Genomic DNA, 22,867 nt, shown 5'->3' with positions numbered 1-22,867 from the left:
CCGCCGCATCGGCGCCCGCCGGCACCGTGGGCGCCAGCGGCACGGGCGCGGCGCTGGTGCGCCGCAGCCAGGCCCAGCCGCCGTGCAGCAGCAGCCAGGCATACATCAGCAGGTTCCAGGCGAGCAGGGCCAGGAGCGGCAGCGACAGCAGGTTCACCCGGTGCGGGTCGGCGATGCGGTGGCCGGCAAAGCCCGCCAGCAGCGCGCCGGCCACGATGGCCAGCGGCACCCAGGGGGCCAGGCGGGCGCTTTGCCGCCACACCTGCCGCACGTCGGCGGGCAGTTCGCTGGCCTGGATGATGCGCGCCGCCCGCTGTTGCACGAAGGCCTGGAAGCGCGGCGAGGCCGCGCTGGCGCCGCCGGCCGCAGGCGGCTCGGAGCCCAGCGCGTGCAGGGTATCGGCGGTGATGGCCTGGCAGCGCTCGGGCGAGGGCAGGGCGGGCGAAGGTGCGGCAGTCTCGATGGCATAGGCCAGCACGATGTCGCGAACGGCATCTGGTCTCATGCCCGCTATTGTGCCTGCCGGCGCGCCAGGGCCGTGTCAGGCGGGCACGTTGACCGGCGACATGCCTTCGAAGAAAACTGTGCAGAATTGTTTCGCGACCTGCGCGATCGAGCCCTTGCGCGGGTTGTACCAGGCCTGGGCGTAGTTCACCGAGCCGAGGATGAACACGCGGCACAGGCCCAGGTCCACGTCGGGCCGCAGGTGGCCCTCGGCCTGCAGCTCCAGCAGCAGCCTGTCCCAGATCTTGCGGTGCTGCTGGTGGCGCTTGTCCTGCTGGCGCTGGAGCTTTTCTGGCAGCTGGCCCAGCAGCTTGCTGTTGGCGGCGGCGAAGTCGCTGTTGCTGACGAAGCCGTCCAGGATGCCGGCGACCGCGGCCTCGAAGCGCTGGCGGGCATCGGCGCCGGCGGGCAGGGCCTGCAGGTGGGCCTGCAGCGTTTGCTCGAAGCGCTCCACGCCATGCGCCATCACATGCTCGACCAGGTCTTCCTTGGACGAGAAGTGGTAGTAGATGCTGGCTGCCTCGATGCCGGCCTGCTCGGCAATCGCGCGCATGGTGGTGGCCGCGTAGCCATGGGCGCCCAGCATCTTGGCCGCGTAGTGCAGCAGGTTCTCGCGGGTGTCGGTCGCGACTGTGACAGGTTTTCTGGCCATCGGTACCCTTGTTCGATTGATCGTTAGTTAGGTATATGTTAGCCAATAAAGGGTGAGGCAGGACTGATTGTAGGGGGATGTTTTCCCGGGGGCGAAATGGTCGCTTACGTTTGCTGCTGCATATGGAAGCTGGCCAGGTCAGCATGCACCATGAAGGCTGGGCTGGCGGCGCGCGGCAAAGCAGACCAAGCGCTTGCAGGCAACATGCTCAATCCGCACCGTGCAGCAATGCCCGCCGGTACTGTGCCGCCTCGGCTGCATGGCTGGCGGCGATGCGCTCGGCGCCAGCCAGGTCGGCAATGGTGCGGGCCACGCGCAGCGCGCGGTGGACGCTGCGCGCCGACCAGCCGAGCCGGTCGGCGGCGTTTTGCAGCAGCGCCAGCGCGGCGGGCTCGGCCTGGTGGTGCGCATCGAGCCGCTGGCCCTGCAGTTGCTGGTTGTCCGTGCCCTGGCGCGCCAGTGCCAGCGCGCGCGCCGCCACTACACGCGCGCGCACCGCGGCGGACGGCTCCCCGGCCGGTGCCCGCAGCAGCTCGTGCGGCGGCAGCGGCGCGACTTCCAGGTGCAGGTCGATGCGCTCGAGCAGCGGGCCGCTGATGCGCGACTGGTAGCGCGCCACCTGGTCGGGCGTGCAGCGGCAGTCCCGCTGGCGCGAGCCCCGAAAGCCGCAGGGGCAGGGGTTCATCGCGGCGATCAGCTGGAAGCGCGCCGGGAACTGCGCCTGCCGTGCGGCCCGGGCGATGGTGATGTGGCCGGTCTCCAGCGGCTCGCGCAGCGCTTCGAGCGCGGCGCGGGGAAACTCCGGCAGCTCGTCCAGAAAGAGTATGCCCTGGTGCGCCAGCGAGATTGCGCCCGGCAGGGGCGGGTTGCCGCCGCCCACCAGGGCCACGGCGCTGGCCGTGTGGTGCGGCGCCTGGGTGCTGCGCCGGCCCCAGCGCGCGGGATCGAAGCGCCCGGCCAGGCTGTGCAGCGCGGCGTTTTCCAGCGCCTCGGTGACGCTCATGGCCGGCAGGATGCCGGCAAAGCGCTGCGCCAGCATGGATTTGCCTGCGCCGGGCGCGCCCAGCATCAGCAGGTTGTGGCCGCCGGCGGCGGCGATCTCCAGCGCGCGCCGGGCGCTGGCCTGGCCCTTGACGTCGGCCATGTCGGGATGCTCGCCTGCGGGCAGACTGGCTGGCGGTGCAAGCCGCTGCCAGCCTTCGGCAGGGGCATCCTCGCCAGGCGGATGCAGCGCGAAGTGGCGCACCACGTCGAGCAGGTGGCTGGCGCGGTAGACCTCGGCGCCGGGCACCAGGGCCGCTTCTTCGGCGCTGCCCGGCGGCAGCACCTGCCGCACCGGCAGGCTGCGCCGGTGCAGGTCCATGCTGGCGGCGAGCGCGCCGCGCACCGGCCGCAGCGCACCCGACAACGACAATTCGCCGGCAAACTCGTAGTGCGCGAGCCGCGTGGCATCGATCTGCCCGCTGGCCGCGAGTATGCCGATGGCGATCGGCAGGTCGAAGCGCCCCGAATCCTTGGGCAGGTCGGCGGGAGCCAGGCTGACGGTGATGCGCTTGCTGTGCGGAAACTCCAGCCCGCTGTTGGACAGCGCCGAGCGCACGCGCTCACGCGCCTCCTTCACCTCTACTTCCGCCAGGCCCACCAGCGTGAAGTTGGGCAGGCCGTTGGCCAGATGCACCTCCACCGAAACCGCGTGGGCCTGCAGCCCGGCCAGCGCCCGGCTTTGCACCATTGCGAGACTCATATTGCCCTCTCTTTGTTTTTGCCATGCCAAATTGCACCATGTTGGTGCAATTTGGCCGGTGCTTGTTGGTGCACCGCAGCGTGCAAGCATGGGCAAGAACCCGCGCGCTGGCAAGAGGGTGATGGCGGTAGATATCGCGGGATTGCAAATTTGATAGCTGTTGGTGGAAGTGGAGTGGGCGCTACTGGCATATTTTGTTGCAAATGGCACGCTACGTGCATTGCAACCGCTATCCAAGCAAGACGATGCAAAGGGGTGAATGATGGCGAAGTTGCACAGTGATGAACGTTCCGGCAAGCGCTGGGCCCTGGCCGCCCTGGTGGCGCTGGCGCCCATGGCGGCCAGCGCGCAATGGTCGGCCAACCTGGGGCTGACCACGAACTACAAGTTCCGCGGGCAGGACCAGAATACCGCGCATGCGCGGGTCATCAAGCCGGCGCTGCAGGGCGGCGTGGATTATTCGTTCGGCGAGTCGGGCTTCTACGTGGGCAACTGGAACTCGATGGTGAACTGGCTCGACAACAACAAGGTCGAGATGGATTTCTACGGCGGCTACAAGTTCAAGGCCGCCGATGTGGACTGGGACGTGGGCCTGCTGACCTATGTGTACCCGGGCAACACCACCGGCAACACCACCGAGGTGTACGGCGCCGGCACCTATGGCCCGCTGACGGTGAAATACTCGCACACCGTGTCCAAGGACTATTTCGGCTGGGCCGGCAACAAGGTGGACGGCTCGTCCAAGGGGCGCAACACCGGCTACCTGAACGTGGCCTACGCGCAAGAGGTCGCGCCGAAGCTGACGCTGAAGCTGGCGCTTGGCTATACGCGCTTTTCCAGCGACATCAAGGACCTGGGCGTGCCCAACTATGTGGACTACAGCGTGGGCGGCGCCTACGACCTGGGCGACGGTTTCGCGCTCAGCGCCGCCTGGGTGGGCGCCAACAAGCGCAGCTATTTCGGCTGGGTGAACAAGGGCCGCGCCATTGTGGCGCTGAACAAGACTTTCTAATCCATTGAGGAGCACATCATGACCATGAAGATGGTGACCGCCGTGATCAAACCCTTCAAGCTGGACGAGGTGCGCGAAGCGCTGTCGGACATCGGCGTGAACGGCATCACGGTGAGCGAGGTGAAGGGCTTTGGCCGCCAGAAGGGCCATACCGAGCTGTACCGCGGCGCCGAGTATGTGGTGGATTTCCTGCCCAAGGTGAAGCTGGAGGTGGCGGTGAGCGAAGAGCTGGTGGACCGGGTGATCGAGGCCATCGAGGGCGCGGCGCGCACCGGCAAGATCGGCGACGGCAAGATCTTCGTCGCGCAGCTGGAGCAAGTGGTGCGCATCCGTACCGGCGAGACCGGCAACGAGGCGCTCTGAGCGTGCGGAGGAACCAGGATCATGAAAAAATTTATTTCGATCATCACTTTTCTCGCGCTGCTGCTGACGGTGCGCGTGGGCATGGCGGCTGATTTTCCCGAGGCCAAGCTGAGCTTCGAGCTGGGCAAGTCCGAGCTGCCCGCCGACGCGGGCGCCGCGATCGGCCAGGTGGCCGACTACCTCAAGGCCACCAAGGATGCCAAGGTGCTGGTGTCCGGCTATACCGATACGTCGGGCGATGCCGCAACCAATGCCGAGCTGGCCAAGAACCGTGCCCTGGCGGTGGCCGCGGCGCTCAAGGCCGCCGGCGTGCCCGACGAGAGCATCGTCCTGAAAAAGCCCGACGAGGTTGAGAAGGTGGGCGACCCCGAGTCCGCCCGCGTCGTGGCCCTGACGCTGGCCGTCGCTGAGGCCGCGCCGGCCGCCGCTCCTACGCTGAGCGCGGGCGACACGGCGTGGATCCTGACGTCCGCGATGCTGGTGACGCTGATGGTCATTCCCGGCCTGGCGCTGTTCTACGGCGGCCTGGTGCGCGCCAAGAACATGCTCTCGGTGCTGGCGCAGGTGTTCACCATCTTCGCGCTCATCACCGTGCTGTGGGCCATCTACGGCTATTCGCTCACCTTCGCGGGCGAGGGCAATTTCTTCGGCGGCCTGAGCAAGGCCTTCCTGATGGGAATCAAGCCCGACACGCTGTCCGGCCCCATGCCCACGGTGCCCGAGTTCGCCTTCGTGTCCTACCAGTCCACGTTCGCAGCCATCACGGTGGCGCTGATCGTGGGTGCATTCGCCGAGCGCATCAAGTTCGCTGCCGTGCTGGTGTTCGGTGTGCTGTGGTTCACCTTCAGCTATGTGCCGATCGCCCACATGGTCTGGGGCGGCGGCCTGCTGGGCAAGGATGGCGCGCTGGACTTCGCTGGCGGCACCGTGGTGCACATCAACGCCGGCGTGGCCGGCCTGGTGGGATCCTATGTGCTGGGCAAGCGCATCGGCTTCGGCCGCGAGGCGCTGGCGCCGCACAGCCTGACGCTGACCATGGTAGGCGCATCGCTGCTGTGGGTGGGCTGGTTCGGCTTCAACGCCGGCTCGGCCGGTGCAGCCAACGGCATCGCTGGCCTGGCCTTCATCAACACCATCGTCGCCACCGGCGCCGCCACGCTGTCGTGGCTGCTGGGCGAGGCGCTGCACAAGGGCAAGCCCTCGATGCTGGGCGCGGCCTCGGGCGCGGTGGCTGGCCTGGTGGCGATCACGCCGGCCGCCGGTTTCGTGGGCCCGATGGGCGCCATCGTCATGGGCCTGATCTGCGGCATCGTCTGCCTGTGGGGCGTGAGCGGCCTCAAGCGCCTGCTCAAGGCCGATGACACCTGCGACGTGTTCGGCGTGCATGGCGTGGGCGGCATCGTCGGCGCCATCCTCACCGGCGTGTTCTGCGCCTCGGGCCTGGGCGGCCAGGAGCCTGCCAACTATGCGATGGCCGCGCAGGTGTGGGTGCAGGTCAAGAGCGTGCTGATCACCATCGTGTGGTCGGGCGTGGTGTCCTTCATCGCCTACAAGCTGGCCGGCATGCTGGTGGGCCTGCGGGTCTCGGAAGAGTCCGAACGCGAAGGCCTCGACATCAGCTCGCATGGCGAAGTGGCCTACAGCCGCTGATCAGTTTGCTTGCTTACTCCTTGGGGGCCGGACGGGTGACGAACCCGGCCGGCTTTTTTTTGGTGTTTTCTTAGATGGCGCCGGCGGTGCCTGGCTGGGGCCACAAGGCCAGGCCGCCTGCCAGGCTGAAGGCCTGGCCGTGGCCCAGGCGCCGCAGCGCGCGGGCGGCCTGGGCGCTGCGGTTGCCGCTGCGGCAGTAGAAGATCACCGGTGTTTCGGCGGGCAGCGCCAGCCATTGCGGCAGCGCGTTCAGCAGGCCCGACAGCGGCACCGCCTGGGTGCGGCCGCTGTCCGCATCCAGCGCCAGGGCACCGCCCAGCTGCTGCTCGTAGGGCTCGCGCACATCCACCAGCAGCGGCGCCGGGCTGGCCTGCAGCAGGGCCTGCGCTTGCCCGGGCGGCAGCTCGAGCCGCTGCGACTGGCTGGCCTGCGCCGCGGTGTCCGCGCAGGCCAGGGTGCTGGCGAAGCGGTTGTCAGGATCGTGCGCCGGCAGCAGCAGCGTGCGCGGGCCAACGGCCTGCTCCAGCGGGCCCGGCAGCACGCTGTCGCCCATGAAGGCGAAGCGCAGGCCGTCGCCTTCGTGCAGCAGGTAGGCCGTGGCGTCGGGTAGCGCCAGGCGCGCCAGTGGGCAGGCGCCCATCTCGATCTGCATGGCGCCCTCGGGCCAGCCCAGCGCGTCCACCGGGCCTGCGTCCTGCAGCTCGGGCGGCACGGCCGCGCGCAGCTCGTGCGCGGCAGACTGGTGGCTGCCATGGCTGCGTGTGCCCAGCACCGCGGCCAGCGTGAAGCCGCGGCAGCGCACCCATTGCGCCAGGCGCGGGACCAGCTCGGGCAGCGGGTCGATCACCACGCAGCGCTGGCTGGCGGCGTCGGCCACCAGGTAGCAGCAGGCGCCATCGACGGCAAAGCGCGTCAGCAGCGGGGCCGTGCCGTGCTCGGTGGCTTGCGGCGTCTCTACCAGGCAGTTGGCGCGCAACGCGGCACCGCAGGCGCGGATGCGGGTGCAGGCTTCGTCGATCATCGCTGTCGGGTCGGCCGCGCCGAAGGACATGCGCACCGCGGCTGCGGTCTGCCAAGCGGGCAGGCCCATGGCCTCGAGCACATAGCTGGGCTGTGCCTTCGATGCGCTGCAGGCCGAGCCGCCGCTGACGCGCAGGCCCGCGGCGTCGAACAGGTCCAGCAGCAGCCTGGAGCTGAGGCCCGGCACCGCAAAATTCAGCGTGGTGGGCAGGCTCAGCGCCGGCGGCGCATTGAACACCAGCCCGGCGAATGCATCGCGCAGGGCCGACTCCAGTCGGCCGCGGTGGCCGGCCAGTGTGGCGGCGTCGGCGAAGGTGCTGCCGTCCTGCAGTGCCTGCAGCACCGCGCCCAGGGCCGCGATGCCTGCCATGTTCTCTGTGCCGGCGCGCAGCGCGCCCTCCTGGCCGCCGCCGGCGAGCAGCGGCGTGAACGGCGCGCCCTCGCGCACGTAAAGCATGCCTATGCCCTTGGGCGCATAGAGTTTGTGGCCGGAAAACGGCGCGTAGTCGATGCCGCGCTCGATCGGCTTGAGCGCCAGCTTGCCCAGCGCCTGCACGCCGTCGACCAGCCACAGCGCCGGGCTGCCGCGCAGCGCCTCGGCAATGCCGTCCAGGTCGCTGACCACGCCGGTCTCGTTGTTCGCGGCCATGGTGCAGACCAGTCCCGCCGAGGGCGCCTGCGCGCGCAGCCAGTCCAGGTCGTGGCGGCCGTCGGTGCCGACCGCAATCGCCTGCATCGGCAGGTGCAGGCCCAGCACCGCGTTCCAATGCCTGAGCGCCTCGGGCACCGCCTTGTGCTCGGTGGCGCCGTACAGCAGCTGCAGCGCCACCGCCTCGCCCGCATCCTTGCGGCGGCGCAGCGCGCTCAGCGCCGACAGCACGGCGGTCTGGATGCCCTCGGTCGCGCCGCTGGTGAAGAGCAGCTGGCCGGTTGGCACCGCCAGCACGCGGCGCGCGGCGGCGCGTACTTCGTCGAGCAGTGCGCGGGCCTTCAGCCCGCTGCCGTGGATGCTGCTGGGGTTGCCGTAGGTATCGGCCATCACCGCCAGCGCGGCAGCGCGGGCCTGGGGCAGCACGGGGGTGGTGGCATTGGCGTCGAGATAGATTTCCATGGCGCCAATTGTCCGGACCATGGCAGGGCATACGCATGCAAAATCAGCTGGTTATGGCATTATGTTTGGAATTAAATTCCAATATTCATGCAAAAACTAAAACTGGATTCTATTGATCGCAAGCTGCTGGAGCTGCTTCAGGCCGATGCCGAGACCCAGGTCGCGGATCTGGCGGCGCAGGTCGGCCTGTCGGCCACGCCGTGCTGGCGCCGCATCCAGCGGCTCAAGGAGGCGGGCGTCATCAAGCGCCAGGTGGCGCTGGTGGACCGCGACAAGGTGAATGTCGGCGTGACCGTCTTCGTCGCGGTGCGCACCAGCACCCACAGCCAGGAATGGTTCGAGCGCTTTTGCGCCACGGTGCAGGTCATACCCGAGGTGGTCGAGTTCTACCGCATGAGCGGCGACGTGGACTACCTGCTGCGCGTGGTGGTGCCCGATATCGCGGCCTACGACAAGGTCTACAAGCGCCTGATTGCCGACACCCAGCTGTTCGACGTGTCCTCCAGCTTCGCGATGGAGGAGCTGAAGTTCACCACCGCGCTGCCGCTGTCCTATATTCCCTGAGCAGGGCCCGTGGCTGCCGGTTGGCATGGAAAATGCGAATGCAGCGCATATTTCCATGTTTCGAAGAGGAGAGCCATGACCTGGCATACCGTGATCAGCCAAGCCTTCGCCGTGGCTGAGTCGCCCTTCTGGCACCCTGGCGAGCAGCGCCTGTACGGTGTGGACATCGCCGGCCGCCTGCTGTGGCGAACCGTGCCGGGCTCGGGTGTGGTCGAGCGCTGGGCCATGCCCGATGAACCCGGCTGCATCGCGCCCGCGCGCAGCAGCGGCGCCGACAGCGGCCTGGTGGTGGCGCTGCGCGACTGCATCTGCCGTGCACCCGTCTGGGGCGGCGAGCTGCAGGCCATCGCCCGCCTGCCGATCGATGCTGCCAGCCAGCGCGCCAACGATGGCAAATGCGATGCCCAGGGCCGGCTGTGGGTCGGCACCATCCACGAGCCCGCCGGCGGCCCGCGCCAGCCGGTCGCCGGCCTCTACTGCGTGGACGGGCAACGCCAGTCGCCCCAGGGTGCGTCGGTGCGCGCGGTGCTCGGCGGCGTGGCCAATGCCAACGGCCTGGCCTGGTCGCCCGACCGGCGCAGCATGTACTGGGCCGATACCCCCAGCCATGCCATCCGCCGCTGGCGCTGCGACGTGCAGGGCAACCCGCTGGGCGAGGGCGAGGTGTTCATGCAGTTCCCCGCCAAGCCCGAAGGCTGGCGCCCGGGCGAGCCCGGCTACGGTGGCCGCCCCGATGGCGCCGCGGTGGATGTGGACGGCAACTACTGGTGCGCCATGTACGAAGGCGGCCGCGTATTGCAGATATCGCCTGCAGGCAAGATCCTGGCCAGCCATGTCACCCCGGCGCTGTGCCCCACCATGCCGTGCTTTGGCGGCGCGGACGGCCGCACGCTCTACGTCACCTCTGCCCGCCATGGCCGCGGCAAGGACGAGCTGGACCAGCTGCCGCTGTCGGGCTGCGTGTTCGCGATGCGGGTTGGCGTGGCGGGCCTGCCGGTGCAGCCCTGGCGCGAGGTTTGAGCGGGCGCCGCGATTCACGCATCGCTGCAGAAAATTTCAAACCCGAGCGACGGCCTGCCGCCGCAACTGCCGCTACCATCCGGGCATGGATTCCACTGTCAGCCAGATGCAGGAGCGCATACGCGCAGCCCATGCCAGCCAGACCCCGCTTCGCATCCGCGGCGGCGGCACCAAGGACTTCTATGGCGTTCGCCACGGCGGCGAGCTGCTGGACATGCGCGCGCACACCGGCATCGTCGACTACGAGCCCAGCGAACTGGTGGTCACCGTGCGCAGCGGCACGCCGCTGCTGCAGCTGGAGCAGTTGCTGCAGGCGCGGGGCCAGTGCCTGCCATTCGAGCCGCCGCACTTCGGCGCCGGCGCCACCGTGGGCGGCATGGTGGCGGCAGGCCTTTCGGGGCCCGCGCGGGCGGCGGTGGGCTCGGTGCGCGACTATGTGCTCGGCCTGTCCATGCTCAATGGCCAGGGCGAGCACCTCACCTACGGCGGCCAGGTGATGAAGAACGTGGCCGGCTACGACGTCTCGCGCCTGATGGCCGGCTCCTGGGGCACGCTGGGCCTGCTCACCGAGATCAGCCTCAAGGTGCTGCCCATCCCCAAGGCACAGGCCACGCTGTACTACGAATGCAGCCAGCAGCAGGCGCTGCACCTGCTGGCGGGCTGGCGCGCCCAGCCGCTGCCGGTCAATGCCAGCCTGTGGCAAGGCGCCGCCGATGCGCCGGACACGGGCTACCTGATGGTGCGGCTGCGCGGCGCGATGGCGGCGGTGCAGGCCGCGGTTGGCAAGATGGGCGGGCAGGTGCTCGACCATGCACAGGCCGACGCCATGTGGCTGGCCTGCCGCGAGCAGCAGCTGCCGTGGTTCCGCCACATGGAGCCCACGCATGCGCTGTGGCGCCTGTCGGTGCCGGCCACCGCGCCGGTGCTGAGCCACGACGAGGATCTGGGCTCGGCCCTGCTGGAATGGGGCGGCGCGCTGCGCTGGCTGCAGGCGCCCATCGAGCATGCGCAGGCGCTGCAGGCGCTGGCGCGCAGCGTGGGCGGCAGCGCCGTGTGTTTCCGGCTGGGCTCGGCGGTGCAGTGGACTTCTTCGGAGGACTTTGGCCTTGCGCCCGCGTCGCCGGCGCTGCTGGGTGTGCACCAGCGGCTCAAGCAGGCGTTTGACCCGAAGGGGATCTTCAATCCGGGCCGTCTGGGCGACTGGGCCATAGCGTAAGGACCGACCATGCAAACCCAACTGGCCCCCCAATACAAGCGCACGGCCGAAGGCGAGGAGGCCGAGGCCATCCTGCGCAAGTGCGTGCACTGCGGCTTTTGCACCGCCACCTGCCCCACCTACCAGCTGCTGGGCGATGAGCTCGACGGCCCGCGCGGCCGCATCTACCTGATCAAGCAGGTGCTCGAAGGGCAGGCGCCCACGCGCAAGACGCAGCAGCACCTGGACCGCTGCCTGACCTGCCGCAACTGCGAAAGCACCTGCCCGAGCGGCGTGCAGTATGGCAGGCTGCTCGACATCGGCCGCCATATCGTCGACGAACAGGTGGCCCGCCCGCTGGGCGAGCGCATCAAGCGCGGGGCGCTGCGCGCCGGCCTGACCTCCAAGGCCTTTGCGCCGGCCATGGCGCTGGGCCGGCTGGCCAGGCCGCTGCTGCCTGCCACGCTGCAGGACAAGCTGGCCGCCGCGCCCAAGCCCGGGCACTGGCCCAGCCGCGAGCATCCGCGCAAGGTGCTGATGCTGGCCGGCTGCGTGCAGCCGGCGATGATGCCCCATATCAACGCCGCCACCGCGCGGGTGCTCGATGCCGCGGGCATCCAGACCATCGTGGCGCCGGCGGCCACCTGCTGCGGCGCGGTCAGGCAGCACCTGAGCGATCCCGCCGGCGCGCTGGCGCAGGCCAAGGCCAATATCGACGCCTGGTGGCCCTATGTGGCCCGCAAGGAGGCCCTGGCCATCGTGATGAATGCCTCGGGCTGCGGCGTAATGGTCAAGGACTACGGCCACCTGCTGCGCCACGATCCCGACTATGCCGAGCGGGCGGCCGCCATATCCGGCCTCACGCGCGACCTCAGCGAGCTGTTGCCCGAGCTGCTGCCCAGCCTGGCGCCGCAGTTGCAGGGCCGGCTGCGGGTGCCCGATGCGCCGCTGGTCTACCACCCGCCCTGCACGCTGCAGCATGGCCAGAAGCTGCGTGGCGGCGTCGAGACCCTGCTGCGCGGCCTGGGCTTCGACATCCGCGTGGCGCGTACCGAGTCGCACCTGTGCTGTGGCTCGGCCGGCACCTACTCGGTGCTGCAGCCGGAGCTTTCACACCAGCTGCGCGAGCGCAAGCTGCATGCGCTCGACGACTCCTGCGGCGATGCCAGGCCGGCGGCGATCCTGTCGGCCAACATTGGCTGCATCTCGCACCTGCAGGCGGCCAGCAAGGTGCCGGTGCGGCACTGGATCGAGGTGCTGGACGACGCGCTGCAGGCCGCGCCCGACGCCGCGGGCTGACGGGCCCTGGGCTCAGCCCGCGCAGCGCAGCGCCTGTACCCGTTGCATGGCGGGGCGCTCCAGGCAGCGCTGGTGCCAGGCCTGCGCATGCGGGGCAGCGCCGGCGGCTATCGCCGGCAGGCGCTGCAGCACCGCGCACACATTCAGGTCGGCGACGGTGAAGGCCTCTCCCACCAGGTAGTCCTGCCGTTGCAGCAGGCCGTCGAGCAGCGTGACCTTGCTGCGCGCCCGGGCCAGCCCGGCTTCGGCCAGGGCCGGCTGGCGCAGCTCCTGCGGCAGGAATTGCGTGTGCTGGAACCACTGGCGCGCCGGCGGCTCGGCTTCGGTGGCGGCCCACAGCGTCCATTGCAGCACCCGGGCCTGCTGCGCCGTATCGGTGGGCCACAGCGTGCCGTGGCCATAGGTTTGCGCGAGATACAGCGTGATGGCCAGCGATTCGTACAGCACCAGCCCCCGGTCTTCGACGATCGGTATCTGGCCGTTGGGATTCATCGACAGGTAGGGCTCCTGCTTGAGCTCGGGCGCCTGGTAGTGCAGCGGAATGTGTTCGTAAGGCAGGCACAGCTCCTCGGCCGCCCACAGCGGACGCAGGGCGCGCGAGGCGACGATGCCGTAGATTTTCAGGGTCATGGTGGATGGCCTTGGGGAAGTAGGCGTTCAGGCAAGGTCGACGGCCAGCGCCATGCCGTCCTTGCGCGGGTCGGAGGCGCCGCACAGGCGCCCGTCGGGCAGGCGCACGATGCATTGCGCGCCGCCGAAATCGCTGCGCCCGCCCAGCTCGCCTTCCGAGCCCGGCTCCTGGAAGCCGGCGGCGCGCAGCGCGGCGCTGATCGCGGCGGGCATGCCCGCTTCTATGGCCAGGATGCGCCGGCCTTCCAGGCGCCAGCGCGGCTGGTCGAGGGCAGCCTGTGGCGCCTCGCCGGCCGCCAGCATGCGGCACAGCAGCTGCACCTGGCCCTGGGGCTGCATCGCGCCGCCCACCACGCCAAGCACCGCCAGCAGGCGTCCGTCCCGGGTGGCCGCGCCCGGCACCACGGTGTGGAACGGCCGCTTGCCCGGCGCCGCCGCGTTGATATGCCCGGGCTGCGAAAAGCCGTGCCCGCGGTTTTGCAGCACGAAACCGCCTTCGGCCACCGCGATGCCGGAGCCGAAGCGCTTGAAGATGCTGCTCATCAGGGTGATGGCAAAGCCCTCGGCATCGACCACCGTGGTGCACACGGTATTGCCGGCCGGATCGGCCACGGTCTGCTTTGCATGCTCCATCGCGGCCTCCATGGCCCGCACCATCGCCACCATGGTGGCGGGCGCTGCCATGTCGAGCGCCAGCGGCTCCAGCGCCGCCAGCGCATGCAGCACCGCCACGCCGTGGGTGTTGGGCGGGCATTCGAAGATCTCGGCGCCCCGAAAGCGCGTCGATACCGGGGTGCAGAAATGGCCCTGGTGGCCGGCCAGGTCTTCTTCCGCCAGAACGCCGCCCTGGGCCTGCACGGCCTGCGCGCAGGCCTGGGCGATGCGGCCGGTATAAAAGGCCGCGGGGCCATGCCGGGCAATCGCCTCCAGCACCCGGGCCAGGGCCGGGTTGGCGAAAAGCTCTCCGGCGCGCGGTACCGCCTGGGCGCGGTACAGTGCCGCGGCTGCCGGCTCCCGTGCAATGACGGGCTGGAACAGCGCCCATTCGCGTGCCGCTACCGGCGCGACCGCAAAACCCGCGCTGGCGGCTTGGATGGCCTGCGCGAACAGGCCGGCCCAGGGGCGCCTGCCATAGCGCTGGTGCAGGTCGTGCCAGCCTTGCACCACGCCTGGCGTGGTTACGCTCAAGGGATGGCGTTCGGCGATCTTTTGCTGCGGCAAGGCGGCGATATGCCCGGCCGTCAGGCCCAGCGGCGCGCGGCCGGTGCCGTTGTAGCTGATCGGGGGGGAGCCCGGCGGCACCAGCATGGCGAGCAGGTCGCCGCCGATGCCGGTGGCCATGGGCTCGACCACGCCGAGCACCGCGTCGGCCGCGATCGCCGCATCCACCGCCGAGCCGCCGGCCTGCAGCTGCGCCTGGGCGGCCCGGGCGGCCAGCGGATGGCCGGTGGCCACCATGGCCTGGCTGCCCAGGACGCCGGCGGGGTTGGGTGGCGGCTGCATTTTCAGCCGCCCCAGAGTGCCACGGCGGTCACCACGGCCGCCGCCAGGCCGATCACCACCGGTATCAGCAGGGCCCGTGCCAGCTCCAGTACGTTGACGCGGGCGAAGCCGGCCACGGCGATCAGCGACGACCAGGCGATCAGCGTGCCGCCGCCGGTCCAGACCGCGCCCATCTGGCCGAGGGCCGCCAGTGCGGATACGTCCATGCCCGATGCGGGGCCCAGCGCGCCGGACAGGGTGCCGGTGAGCGGCAGGCCGGCAAAGCCGGAGCCGTCGATGCCGGTGACCATGCCCATGATCAATACGCCGAACGACACCAGGAACTGGCTGTCCGGGATCAGGTGCTGGCTGGCCTTGACCAGCTCGAACAGCAGGTCCGGCACGGGCTGGCCGGGCGCGATGCCCAGGATGGGGCCGGCGGTCTCGTGCGAACCGACGAAAAAGAAGCCCGCGATCGGCAGCACGGCGCCCATGGCCTTGAAAGCGAAGACGAAGCCGTCGGTGATGTGGTCGGCCGCGGTATCCAGCATCGGGCGAAAGCCCCGGCGCGCGGTGGTGGCCCAGATCATCAGCAAGGCGGCCACGCCGCCGATCAGCATGGCTGCGTCGCCGCCCTTCAGGTCGGGGGCGCCGGGCACCAGCTTGGGCCCGAGCATCACCAGGATGACGAGCAGGAAGGCCAGCGGCGTGACCACCGCGAACAGCTTGGAGGCGCCTTCGATGCTCTTGGTCTTGCGCAGCTCGGCTTCGATCTCGGAGTTGGTGCCCAGATCGGCCTCGTGCGCCGTGCCCTGGGCCAGCTCGGCCTTGTTGAAGGTGCCGCCGCCTTCGAGCTGGGCGTCGATGCCGGCGGGATTGAGCTCCCAGCGCTCCAGCAGCGCATTGCTGCCTGGCACGACGAGCTTGCGGATCTTCAGGTACGACAGCAAGAGCGCGATCGAGCCCACCACCCAGGACAGCAGCAGGGCCTTGTCGCCCACGGCTGCCGCGCTGATGCCGCCGGCGGCCTTGGCACTGATGCCGGGCGCCACGCCGATCACATAGTCTGACGACAAGGCCATGCCTTGGCCGGCGATGGCAATCGCCATGGCGCCGGCAATCGGGGGCAGGCCTGCGGCGATCGCCGCGGGCAGCAGCACGGCCGCCACCAGCGGAACGGCCGGCGTGGGCCAGAAGAACAGCGAGATCAGATAGGTGACCAGCGCCAGGATGAAATAGGCCACGTGGCCGTTCTTCATCACTGCCCGAAAGGGCTTGACCATGCGGATGTCCGAGCCCAGGTCCTTGAGTGCATTGAGCAGGGCGGTCATCAGCGCAATGATCAGGAAGATGTTGAACAGCTCGCGGGCGGCGGCCATGCTGGCACTAAAAATGCTTCCGATTCCGGTGATGACGCTGCCGCTCCAGGCGAAGGCCACCACGACGGTGGCAATCAGCGATGGAACGACGACATTCGCGCGGAACGCCATCGTGGCAACGATGACCAGCACCCCAACCAGGTAGGCCCAGTGCGCGGGGCCTATAGAAACTGACGGATCCATCGTGTTTACTCCTTCGATTTCCTATCGATTCAATTTGTATACTATATACAGTATGGTGGAAATTCATTAGGGAATACCAGATATTGGCTAAAAATTTAATATTACACCCTGGTTAAAATGGTGTATTTTGGTCGTAATGTATACAAATAGCTGAACTTAATCGGGATTTGCAAAGGGTATTGATCGGTCGCAAAGCCTGCAGGGTCGTTCTTGGCTAAACTAGGGTTAGTACTAGGATCGCGAGGAAAACCTTATGAAACAAGCTTCTATCCAGGCCGCGCAGCGCGAAGACGCATTCCAGTGGCTGACTTCCATGGCGAAGCCGGTGCTGCCGGCCTCGCTGGGCTGGCTGTCCCGTGTCGAGAACGCGTTTGTCGCCTGGCAGGCCAAGCGCCTGGCGCAAATGTCGGTGGGACGCCTGTGGGCGCAGGCCATGCAGGACACGCGCTCGCTGGCCGAGATCCGCCGCGCGGGGCGCTGACGGCTATCCGGCCGGGGCATCTGTATACAGGCTACAGGGGCTGGGGGCATGTAAACTGGCACCAGCCTCCATGCGGCAGCATGGCGGTGCCCGATGTGCCTTGCGCCAGCGGGGATACCATCCACCAAGCCGATATCCATGCAAAAAGCCAACGGAGACAAGAAAACAGGACTGAACCACTCGCCGCTGACCCAGCAGCTGGTGGAGGCACTGCGCGAGAAGATCATGTCGGGCGAGCTGGCATCGGGCGAGCGGCTGGTGGAAGAGCGCCTGTCCGAGGAGTTCGCGGTCTCGCGCATGCCGGTGCGCGAGGCGCTGCGCCAGCTGGCCGCGAGCGGCCTGGTGATCATCGAGCCGCGCCGCGGGGCGTCGGTGGCGCAGTTCCATGGCGACCTGCTGCGCGAGCTGGTGGAGGTGCGCGCCACGCTCGAGGCGCTGAATGCGCGCCTGGCCGCCAAGCGCCATGACCCCGCGCAGATCGCGGAGCTGGAGGCCTTGCTGGCCGAGGGCATGAGGAATGCCCATGCGGGTGATGCCGAGGTGGTGGCCGACCTGAACCAGAAATTCCACGCCGCGCTGGGCAAGGTGGCGGCCAACTCGGTGCTGCAGGAGGTGATGCTGTCGCTGCGCGATCGCACCGCCGTGCTGTTCGCTCCCCGCAGTCGCCAGCGCGCGCCGCAGAACTGGGAGGAGCATGCCGCCATTTTGCGCGCGGTGATCAAGGGTGACCCGGAGCTGGCGGGCCTGCTGGCCGCCCGCCATATCTACAACGCCGCTGGCATCGAGCCCTGAGCGGCGCCTCGCTATTCATGCATGAAGATGCATGAATCCATGGGCTGGGATTGAGTTATTTGCTCTTGTTTTGGTAGTTCCGGTAGGCCAGCCCTGCCAGCGCCACATCTTCCAGGCCCACGCCCACCGCCTTGTACAGGCGAATGCCTGGGCGGGCGGTATCAAGCACATGCCGGCCGCTGGCCAGCGCGCCCAGCTCCACCACCTTGTCTTGCAGTCGCAGCGCCGGGGCTGCCAGCACCAGGTCGCCAGCTTCCTGCAGGGCCTGCTTTTTCCATTCGACCGCGATGACCGAGGCCCGGGCCAGCGCGGCATCGTCGAGCTCGCGGGTGTGCGGCAGGCTGGAGCCGATCGCCGCGACGAAGGCGCCCTCGGCCAGGCGTTCGCCGGCAAACAGCGGCTCCTTGGAGCGCGAGGCGGTGACGACGATGTCGGCATCGGCCACGCCGTCGGTGTTGTGCACGCGCTCCACCTGGGCGCCGGTGAGGCGGGCCAGGCGCGCGGCCAGGTCGTCGGCCGCGAACGGGTCGTATACCGCGATGCGCCGGATGCCAAAACGGTGCACGAACTGCTGCGCATGGGCCATGCCTTGCACGCCGGCGCCGCACAGCAGCAGCTGGCGCGGCTGCGCGGGCGCCAGGTATTCGGCCGCCAGCACGGTGGTGGCGGCCGTGCGCAGGCGGGTGATGGCATTGGCCTGCAGCGTGGCCAGCGGTGCACCCGTTGCGGTGCAGAACAGCAGGATGACGAAGTTGAAGCGGCCCTCGATGGTGGTGTAGACCTTGGCGCCGGTCACGCCCAGCGACGGAATCACCGCGCCCAGGGTCGAGAGCTTGACGCCGCCGGCATCGGTGCGTTCGCGCGCCTGCATCGCGGCCTCGCCGCGGCCCAGGGCTTCGAAGGCGGTGCGCATGCAGGAGAGGGCCTGGTCGGCGGACACCAGCGTGTCCACCATCGCATCGGTAATGTGCAGCATGGTGAGATGGAGAGTGGGTTGAGGGGGCGCCTGGAGCTATTGCAGCCAGACCTTGGCGAGGATCACGCAGGCGCTGGCAAAGGCGGTGCCCAGCAGCCAGCGGCGGATCGCCGCCTTCGAGATGCGCTGCGCGAGCGTGGTAGAGGCGCGAAAGCCCACCAGCATCCAGGGCACCAGCACCAGGAAGTACAGCCATTCGCGTGTACCCATGCGGCCCACCCAGGCGAGCGCCGCCAGCGAGAACAAGGTGCCGGCGAAGAACACCACGCCCAGCGTGGCGCGCATGGCGGGGGCGGGCAGGTGCTGCATGGCGATGGCGAACGGCGGGCCGCCGGCCGCGGTGATCGTGCCCATGATGCCCGAGGCCACCCCGGCGATGGACAGGTTGGCCGGGGTCGGCGCCACGCGCCAGCCGATGACGCTCAGCGCGACCGCCAGCATGATCAGCAGCGCGAACAGCACCGACAGCGCCGTGGTGCTGAACAGCGCCAGCAGCCCGGCGGCGGCCAAGGTGCCGAGCACGCGCCCGGCCAGCGTGGCGGTGGCCACCTTGCCATTGAGCGCATCGCGCTCGCGCAGATAGGCCAGCAGCGCCAACGGCCAGCAGCGGGCCCGGCACCAGCTCGGGAAAGAAGATCGCGGCCAGCGGCGCGCAGAACATGGCATAGCCCAGCCCGCCCACGCCCTGCATCGCGGCACCGGCCAGCACCATCAGCCCCATGCCGAGGTAGGGGCCCCACGACAGCTGGGCCGCGAAGGCGGACAGGGCCTGCATCATGGCAGCTGCCAGCTGACGCTGATGTCGCCGTTCACGAAGGTCTGGCAGGCCAGGCGATGGCCCGCGGCCAGCTGCTCGTCGCTGAAGTGCTTGCGCTCCTTGGGCTTGACGGCATCGGTGTTCTCCAGGCCGGCGACGATCTTGCATTTGCAGGTGCCGCACAGGCCGCCGCCGCACTTGAAGGGGATGCCGCCCTTTTCGCGCAGCGATACGCGCAGCAGGTTGCTGTTGTCCGGGGCCTCGACGGCCTTGTTGTCGTTGGTGACGAAGATGATCTGGGGCATAGCACGCTCTAGGGATTCAGTGGTGGCAGGGGGATGGAAACCAGCTGGGCGTCGAGCGAGCCGAAGTTGCACAGCTGACGCAGTTCGCGCCGGGCCTGCTCCAGGCTGTCGAAGCGCTCCAGGAACTTGGAGGGCACGCGGTTGACCGTGCCGCAGCTGTCTTGCTCGATCACCTGCACCTTGGTCTCGCGTAGCAGCCTGCCGATCACGAACCGGGCCTGCAGGCGGCCGTAGAACCGGTAGTCCCAGGCTTCCAGCAGCTCGATGTCGGCATTGGGCCGGGTGTCGTACTGGCCGGGTTTGCTGGTCAGGATCACAAACATGCGTACTCCTTGCGCTCAGGCGGCGGTGGGGGTGGCGGCGGCGGCGTTGTCGGCCGGGATCTGCTCCAGCTCCAGGTCGTGCTCCAGCCACAGCTGGCAGGCCAGGCGAAAGCCCTGGTCCAGGCGTGCGCCCAGCTGTTTTTTCTCTTTCCAGTTCGGGGGCGGCAGGTTTTCCGCGCCGGCAATGATGCGGCAGGCGCAGGTGGCGCACTTGCCCATGCCGCACTGGTAGCTCAGGTGCGGGTAGGGGTACTGCTTGATGCCTGCGCGCACCACCAGGTTGGAGCCGGCCTTGACCTCGTCCTGGTAGGTCTGGCCGTTCTTGTGGAATGTGATCAGTGGCATCCGGCGTCCTTGCTGCTTTGATTGGTATACTGTATACAAATATCAAAACCAAGTCACTAGGGTTAACGAGGATGTTGGTTTGCTGGATCGCCTCAGCCGGGCCGTCGCGTAGCTGTCTGTAGAGGGAAAGTGGAGGCCGTTTCTGTGTATGTGGAGTGGGATCAGGGAAATCACCCATGCCATGGGTTTGGCAGAATCGTTGACTCGGTATGTTGTATACAGTATTCTATGTCTGTCGCTCGGCTCTTGTGGATTCGGCGACGCACTCCGATCAACAGAGGAACAGCCATGACGAACAAACTGATGAACCGCGAAGAATTCCGCACCGCCCTGGAAAACGCCATCAAGGGCAAGAGCGCCAACAAGGCGCCCTTCAGCGTGGCCTGGGCCACCGGCCGCCTGAGCCGCGAGCACCTGGCCCGCTGGGCCGAGAACCACTACCACTATGTGGGCCCGTTCGCCGATTACCTCGGCTACCTGTATGCCCGCACGCCCGACCACATGACCGAGGCCAAGGACTTCCTGCTGGCCAACATGTACGAAGAGGAAATCGGCGGCGACCGCCACACCGACCTGCTGATCCGCTTTGCCGAAGCCTGCGGCACCAGCCGCGAGCGCGTGGTCAACCCCGACAACATGTCGCCCACCACCCGTGGCCTGCAGTCGTGGTGCTATGCGGTCGCGATGCGCGAGGACCCGGTGGTGGCCGTGGCCGGCCTGGTGGTGGGACTGGAGTCGCAGGTGCCGTCGATCTACCGCAAGCAGACGCCCATCCTGCGCGAGCAGTACGGCTTCACCGACGAGGAGGTGGAGTTCTTCGACCTGCACATCGTCTCCGACGAGATCCATGGCGAGCGCGGCTACCAGATCGTGCTCGAGCATGCGAACACGCCCGAGCTGCAGGCCAAGTGCCTGCGCATCTGCGAGATCGGCGCCCAGATGCGCCTGCTGTACACCACGGCGCTCTATCACGACTACGTGGCCAAGGACCTGCACATTCCGGCAGAGGAGCTGCTCGCAGCCTGAGCGCCGCCCCCCGCCTTCCCTCCTCCACACCACGCCTCCAATACCATGGCCGACACAGCGCAAACGTTTCTGAACTACATCGACGGCGCATGGGTGCCCTGCCAGCTGGGCCGCACCTTTGACAACATCAATCCCGCCGATACCCGTGATGTGGTCGGCCGCTTCCAGGCATCGGGCCCGGCCGATGCCGAGGCTGCCGTGCAGGCGGCGCAACAGGCCTTCGATGCCTGGCGCCGCACGCCCATAGGCAAGCGGGCGAAGATCCTGAACGATGCGGCGCTGTACCTGGAGCAGCATGCGGACCGGTTCGCCGCGGAGCTGACCCGGGAGGAGGGCAAGGCGCTGTCGCAGGCCAAGGACGAGTTCCTGCGCAGTGCCCAGACTTTCCGCTTCTACGCCACCGAGGGCCAGACCTACGGCGGCGAGACCTATCCCCAGGATGATCCGAACCTGCATGTGTTCAGCCACCGCGAGCCGCTGGGCGTGGTCACCATCATCTCGCCGTGGAACTTCCCGGCTTCCATCCCCGCGCGCAAGCTGGCGCCGGCGCTGGTCACCGGCAACACCGTGGTGTTCAAGCCCTCGTCGGACGCGCCGCTGTCCGGCATCCGCCTGGTCGAGGCGCTGGAGCAGGCCGGCATACCGGCGGGCGTGGTGAACTGCCTCACCGGGCGCGCCGGCGAGGTGGGCCCGGTGATCACCAACTCGAACAATATCCGCGCCATCTCGTTCACCGGCTCCACCACCGCCGGCGCCCAGATCCACCGCACGGTGCACCTGACGACGCGGCTGCAGATGGAGCTGGGCGGCAAGAACCCGTTGATCGTGATGGAGGATGCCGACCTCGACCTGGCGGTCGACCTCGCGGTCAAGGGCGGCTTCTCGCTCTCCGGCCAGGCCTGCACCGGCACCAGCCGTATCCTGGTGGTGCCTGGCGTGCGCAAGGCCTTCACCGACAAGCTGCTGGCGCGCGTGGCGGCGCTCAAGATCGGCCCCGGCACCGTGCCGGGCATGGACCTGGGGCCGCTGGCCACCGAAAAGCAGCTGCAGACGGTGATGAAGTACATCGAGATTGGCCGGCAGGAGGCCCGGCTGCTGTGCGGCGGCGAGCGCCTGGGGGGCGCGGGCTTCGAGCAGGGCTACTACGTGGCGCCCACCGTCTTCACCGAGGTGCGCAACCACATGCGCATTGCGCAGGAAGAGATTTTCGGCCCGGTGCTGGCCATCATCGAGGTCAAGGACTTCGACGATGCGATCGCCCAGGCCAACGACACCGAGTACGGGCTGTCGGCCAGCATCGTGACGATGAACCCGCGCTACATGCATGTGTTCACCAACGAGATCCAGGCCGGCACCGTGAAGATCAACCGCACGACCACCGGCAACCTGGTGAACGCGCCGTTCGGCGGCCTGAAGAACTCCAGCACCTCGACCTTCCGCGAGTCGGGCCGCGCCGGCCTGGAGTTCTTCACCCAGATCAAGACCGTATACCGCGGCGTGTGAACGCGCCGCCCCACCACCAACGAGCAAGGAAAGAACGATGAAAAGCGCATGGAAACTGGAGTTGCAGGAAGCCCGCGCGATGGCGCGCGCCGCGCTGGCCAAGGCCGGCGAGATCGGGGTGCTGGAGACGGTGTGCATCACCGATGAGGGCGGCTTCCCGCTGGTGCTCGAGCGCATGGACGGCGCCCGCGTGACCGGCCCGCAGATCGCCTGGAACAAGGCCTTCACCGCTGCCGGCCACAAGCGCTCCACGCATTTGTTCAACACCGCGCCCAACGGCCCGGCGCTGCCCGGCAACGAGGCCTTCGGCATCCAGTGGAGCTTCGAGGGCAAGTTCGCGGTGTTCGTCGGCGGCTTTCCCATTGTCGTCAACGGCGAGGTGATCGGCGGCGTGGGCCTGTCGGGCGGCAACGGCGAGCAGGACACCGCCTGCGGCCTGGCGGCGCTGCAGGCCCTGAGGGAGCAGCTGGGCGCCGGCGCCGAGGTGCTGGTGCAGGCCGATATCAAGAAATGAGCAAGCGGTGCCGCGGGCCTGGCGGCCGGCGGCGCCC

The 22,867-nt window shown here is 68.5% G+C and carries 23 protein-coding genes and 1 pseudogene; 12 read left to right on the top strand and 12 right to left on the bottom strand.

Features of this window, described 5'->3' with window-relative positions; translation table 11 throughout:
- From ACODRX_RS10610 to ACODRX_RS10600, 3 genes and pseudogenes are all read right to left on the bottom strand, one after another.
- Window positions 1-505, bottom strand: a pseudogene (locus ACODRX_RS10610) (DUF2868 domain-containing protein); the annotation flags it as partial.
- A gap of 36 nt (window positions 506-541) precedes the next feature.
- Complete coding sequence (locus tag ACODRX_RS10605; RefSeq protein WP_488871453.1) at window positions 542-1,156, bottom strand: TetR/AcrR family transcriptional regulator; 615 nt, start codon at window positions 1,154-1,156, stop codon at window positions 542-544.
- 208 nt (window positions 1,157-1,364) lie between these two features.
- Window positions 1,365-2,900, bottom strand: a complete 1,536-nt coding sequence (locus tag ACODRX_RS10600; protein ID WP_488871452.1) for a YifB family Mg chelatase-like AAA ATPase — start codon at window positions 2,898-2,900, stop codon at window positions 1,365-1,367.
- A gap of 262 nt (window positions 2,901-3,162) precedes the next feature.
- Here ACODRX_RS10600 and ACODRX_RS10595 point away from each other — a divergent pair, with 262 nt between their 5' ends.
- From ACODRX_RS10595 to amt, 3 genes are read left to right on the top strand one after another with little or no spacing between them, the layout of a single operon-like run.
- Window positions 3,163-3,912: a TorF family putative porin gene (locus ACODRX_RS10595; RefSeq protein WP_488871457.1), complete on the top strand. Its 750-nt coding sequence runs from the start codon at window positions 3,163-3,165 to the stop codon at window positions 3,910-3,912.
- A 24-nt stretch (window positions 3,913-3,936) separates the two neighbouring features.
- A complete protein-coding gene (locus ACODRX_RS10590; RefSeq protein ID WP_488871456.1) occupies window positions 3,937-4,275 on the top strand; it encodes a P-II family nitrogen regulator in 339 nt (112 codons plus the stop codon).
- Window positions 4,276-4,296: 21 nt separating this feature from the next.
- Entirely contained in the window at window positions 4,297-5,925 is a 1,629-nt protein-coding gene (gene amt, locus ACODRX_RS10585) for an ammonium transporter (protein ID WP_488871451.1), read from the top strand.
- Window positions 5,926-5,995: 70 nt separating this feature from the next.
- Here the strand turns inward: amt and ACODRX_RS10580 are convergent, their stop codons facing one another.
- Window positions 5,996-8,056, bottom strand: a complete 2,061-nt coding sequence (locus tag ACODRX_RS10580; RefSeq protein ID WP_488871450.1) for an aminotransferase class V-fold PLP-dependent enzyme — start codon at window positions 8,054-8,056, stop codon at window positions 5,996-5,998.
- An 87-nt stretch (window positions 8,057-8,143) separates the two neighbouring features.
- On the opposite strand from ACODRX_RS10580, the gene ACODRX_RS10575 reads away from it, so the two are divergent.
- The 4 genes from ACODRX_RS10575 to glcF all read left to right on the top strand — a co-directional run bounded on the left by ACODRX_RS10575 (window position 8,144) and on the right by glcF (window position 12,134).
- Window positions 8,144-8,620, top strand: coding sequence for an Lrp/AsnC family transcriptional regulator (locus ACODRX_RS10575; protein ID WP_488871449.1), 477 nt, complete (start codon window positions 8,144-8,146; stop codon window positions 8,618-8,620).
- A 75-nt stretch (window positions 8,621-8,695) separates the two neighbouring features.
- Window positions 8,696-9,640, top strand: a complete 945-nt coding sequence (locus tag ACODRX_RS10570; RefSeq protein WP_488871448.1) for an SMP-30/gluconolactonase/LRE family protein — start codon at window positions 8,696-8,698, stop codon at window positions 9,638-9,640.
- 85 nt (window positions 9,641-9,725) lie between these two features.
- Window positions 9,726-10,856, top strand: coding sequence for a glycolate oxidase subunit GlcE (glcE, locus tag ACODRX_RS10565; protein ID WP_488871447.1), 1,131 nt, complete (start codon window positions 9,726-9,728; stop codon window positions 10,854-10,856).
- A 9-nt stretch (window positions 10,857-10,865) separates the two neighbouring features.
- Window positions 10,866-12,134: a glycolate oxidase subunit GlcF gene (gene glcF / locus ACODRX_RS10560; protein WP_488871446.1), complete on the top strand. Its 1,269-nt coding sequence runs from the start codon at window positions 10,866-10,868 to the stop codon at window positions 12,132-12,134.
- A gap of 12 nt (window positions 12,135-12,146) precedes the next feature.
- On the opposite strand, the gene ACODRX_RS10555 is transcribed toward glcF, so the two are convergent.
- Genes ACODRX_RS10555 through ACODRX_RS10545 form a run of 3 tightly spaced genes read right to left on the bottom strand, consistent with a single transcriptional unit; the run spans window position 12,147 to window position 15,808 of the window.
- Window positions 12,147-12,764: a glutathione S-transferase family protein gene (locus ACODRX_RS10555; RefSeq protein ID WP_488871445.1), complete on the bottom strand. Its 618-nt coding sequence runs from the start codon at window positions 12,762-12,764 to the stop codon at window positions 12,147-12,149.
- Window positions 12,765-12,791: 27 nt separating this feature from the next.
- Window positions 12,792-14,267 (bottom strand): gamma-glutamyltransferase, encoded by a 1,476-nt coding sequence (locus ACODRX_RS10550; protein ID WP_488871444.1) that lies wholly within the window; start codon window positions 14,265-14,267, stop codon window positions 12,792-12,794.
- Window positions 14,268-14,269: 2 nt separating this feature from the next.
- Window positions 14,270-15,808, bottom strand: a complete 1,539-nt coding sequence (locus ACODRX_RS10545) for a hypothetical protein (RefSeq protein ID WP_488871443.1) — start codon at window positions 15,806-15,808, stop codon at window positions 14,270-14,272.
- A gap of 253 nt (window positions 15,809-16,061) precedes the next feature.
- On the opposite strand from ACODRX_RS10545, the gene ACODRX_RS10540 reads away from it, so the two are divergent.
- Window positions 16,062-16,289 (top strand): hypothetical protein, encoded by a 228-nt coding sequence (locus ACODRX_RS10540; protein ID WP_488871442.1) that lies wholly within the window; start codon window positions 16,062-16,064, stop codon window positions 16,287-16,289.
- A gap of 138 nt (window positions 16,290-16,427) precedes the next feature.
- A complete protein-coding gene (locus tag ACODRX_RS10535) occupies window positions 16,428-17,081 on the top strand; it encodes a GntR family transcriptional regulator (RefSeq protein ID WP_488871441.1) in 654 nt (217 codons plus the stop codon).
- Window positions 17,082-17,136: 55 nt separating this feature from the next.
- Here ACODRX_RS10535 and ACODRX_RS10530 read toward each other — a convergent pair whose 3' ends face one another.
- From ACODRX_RS10530 to ACODRX_RS10510, 5 genes are all read right to left on the bottom strand, one after another.
- The gene (locus ACODRX_RS10530; protein WP_488871440.1) at window positions 17,137-18,057 is read right to left on the bottom strand and encodes an ornithine cyclodeaminase family protein; all 921 of its coding nucleotides are present in this window, start codon (window positions 18,055-18,057) and stop codon (window positions 17,137-17,139) included.
- A 36-nt stretch (window positions 18,058-18,093) separates the two neighbouring features.
- Entirely contained in the window at window positions 18,094-18,654 is a 561-nt protein-coding gene (locus tag ACODRX_RS10525; protein WP_488871439.1) for a sulfite exporter TauE/SafE family protein, read from the bottom strand.
- A 177-nt stretch (window positions 18,655-18,831) separates the two neighbouring features.
- Window positions 18,832-19,119 (bottom strand): 2Fe-2S iron-sulfur cluster-binding protein, encoded by a 288-nt coding sequence (locus ACODRX_RS10520; protein ID WP_488871438.1) that lies wholly within the window; start codon window positions 19,117-19,119, stop codon window positions 18,832-18,834.
- 8 nt (window positions 19,120-19,127) lie between these two features.
- Window positions 19,128-19,442: a ferredoxin gene (locus ACODRX_RS10515; protein WP_488871437.1), complete on the bottom strand. Its 315-nt coding sequence runs from the start codon at window positions 19,440-19,442 to the stop codon at window positions 19,128-19,130.
- A gap of 15 nt (window positions 19,443-19,457) precedes the next feature.
- Entirely contained in the window at window positions 19,458-19,787 is a 330-nt protein-coding gene (locus ACODRX_RS10510) for a 2Fe-2S iron-sulfur cluster-binding protein (RefSeq protein WP_488871436.1), read from the bottom strand.
- A gap of 288 nt (window positions 19,788-20,075) precedes the next feature.
- Between ACODRX_RS10510 and ACODRX_RS10505 the strand changes: the two genes are divergently transcribed.
- Genes ACODRX_RS10505 through ACODRX_RS10495 form a run of 3 tightly spaced genes read left to right on the top strand, consistent with a single transcriptional unit; the run spans window position 20,076 to window position 22,830 of the window.
- Window positions 20,076-20,813, top strand: a complete 738-nt coding sequence (locus tag ACODRX_RS10505; protein ID WP_488871435.1) for an iron-containing redox enzyme family protein — start codon at window positions 20,076-20,078, stop codon at window positions 20,811-20,813.
- A gap of 45 nt (window positions 20,814-20,858) precedes the next feature.
- Window positions 20,859-22,316: an aldehyde dehydrogenase family protein gene (locus tag ACODRX_RS10500; RefSeq protein ID WP_488871434.1), complete on the top strand. Its 1,458-nt coding sequence runs from the start codon at window positions 20,859-20,861 to the stop codon at window positions 22,314-22,316.
- Window positions 22,317-22,353: 37 nt separating this feature from the next.
- On the top strand, window positions 22,354-22,830 hold the full coding sequence (locus ACODRX_RS10495; RefSeq protein ID WP_488871433.1) for a GlcG/HbpS family heme-binding protein: 477 nt from the start codon (window positions 22,354-22,356) through the stop codon (window positions 22,828-22,830).
- The last annotated feature ends 37 nt before the right edge of the window (window positions 22,831-22,867 follow it).

It is taken from the genome of Comamonas sp. FG99 (assembly GCF_057808605.1).
The sequence above is the reverse complement of the archived record's forward strand: the minus strand, read 5'-3'. Positions and strand labels throughout refer to the sequence as shown.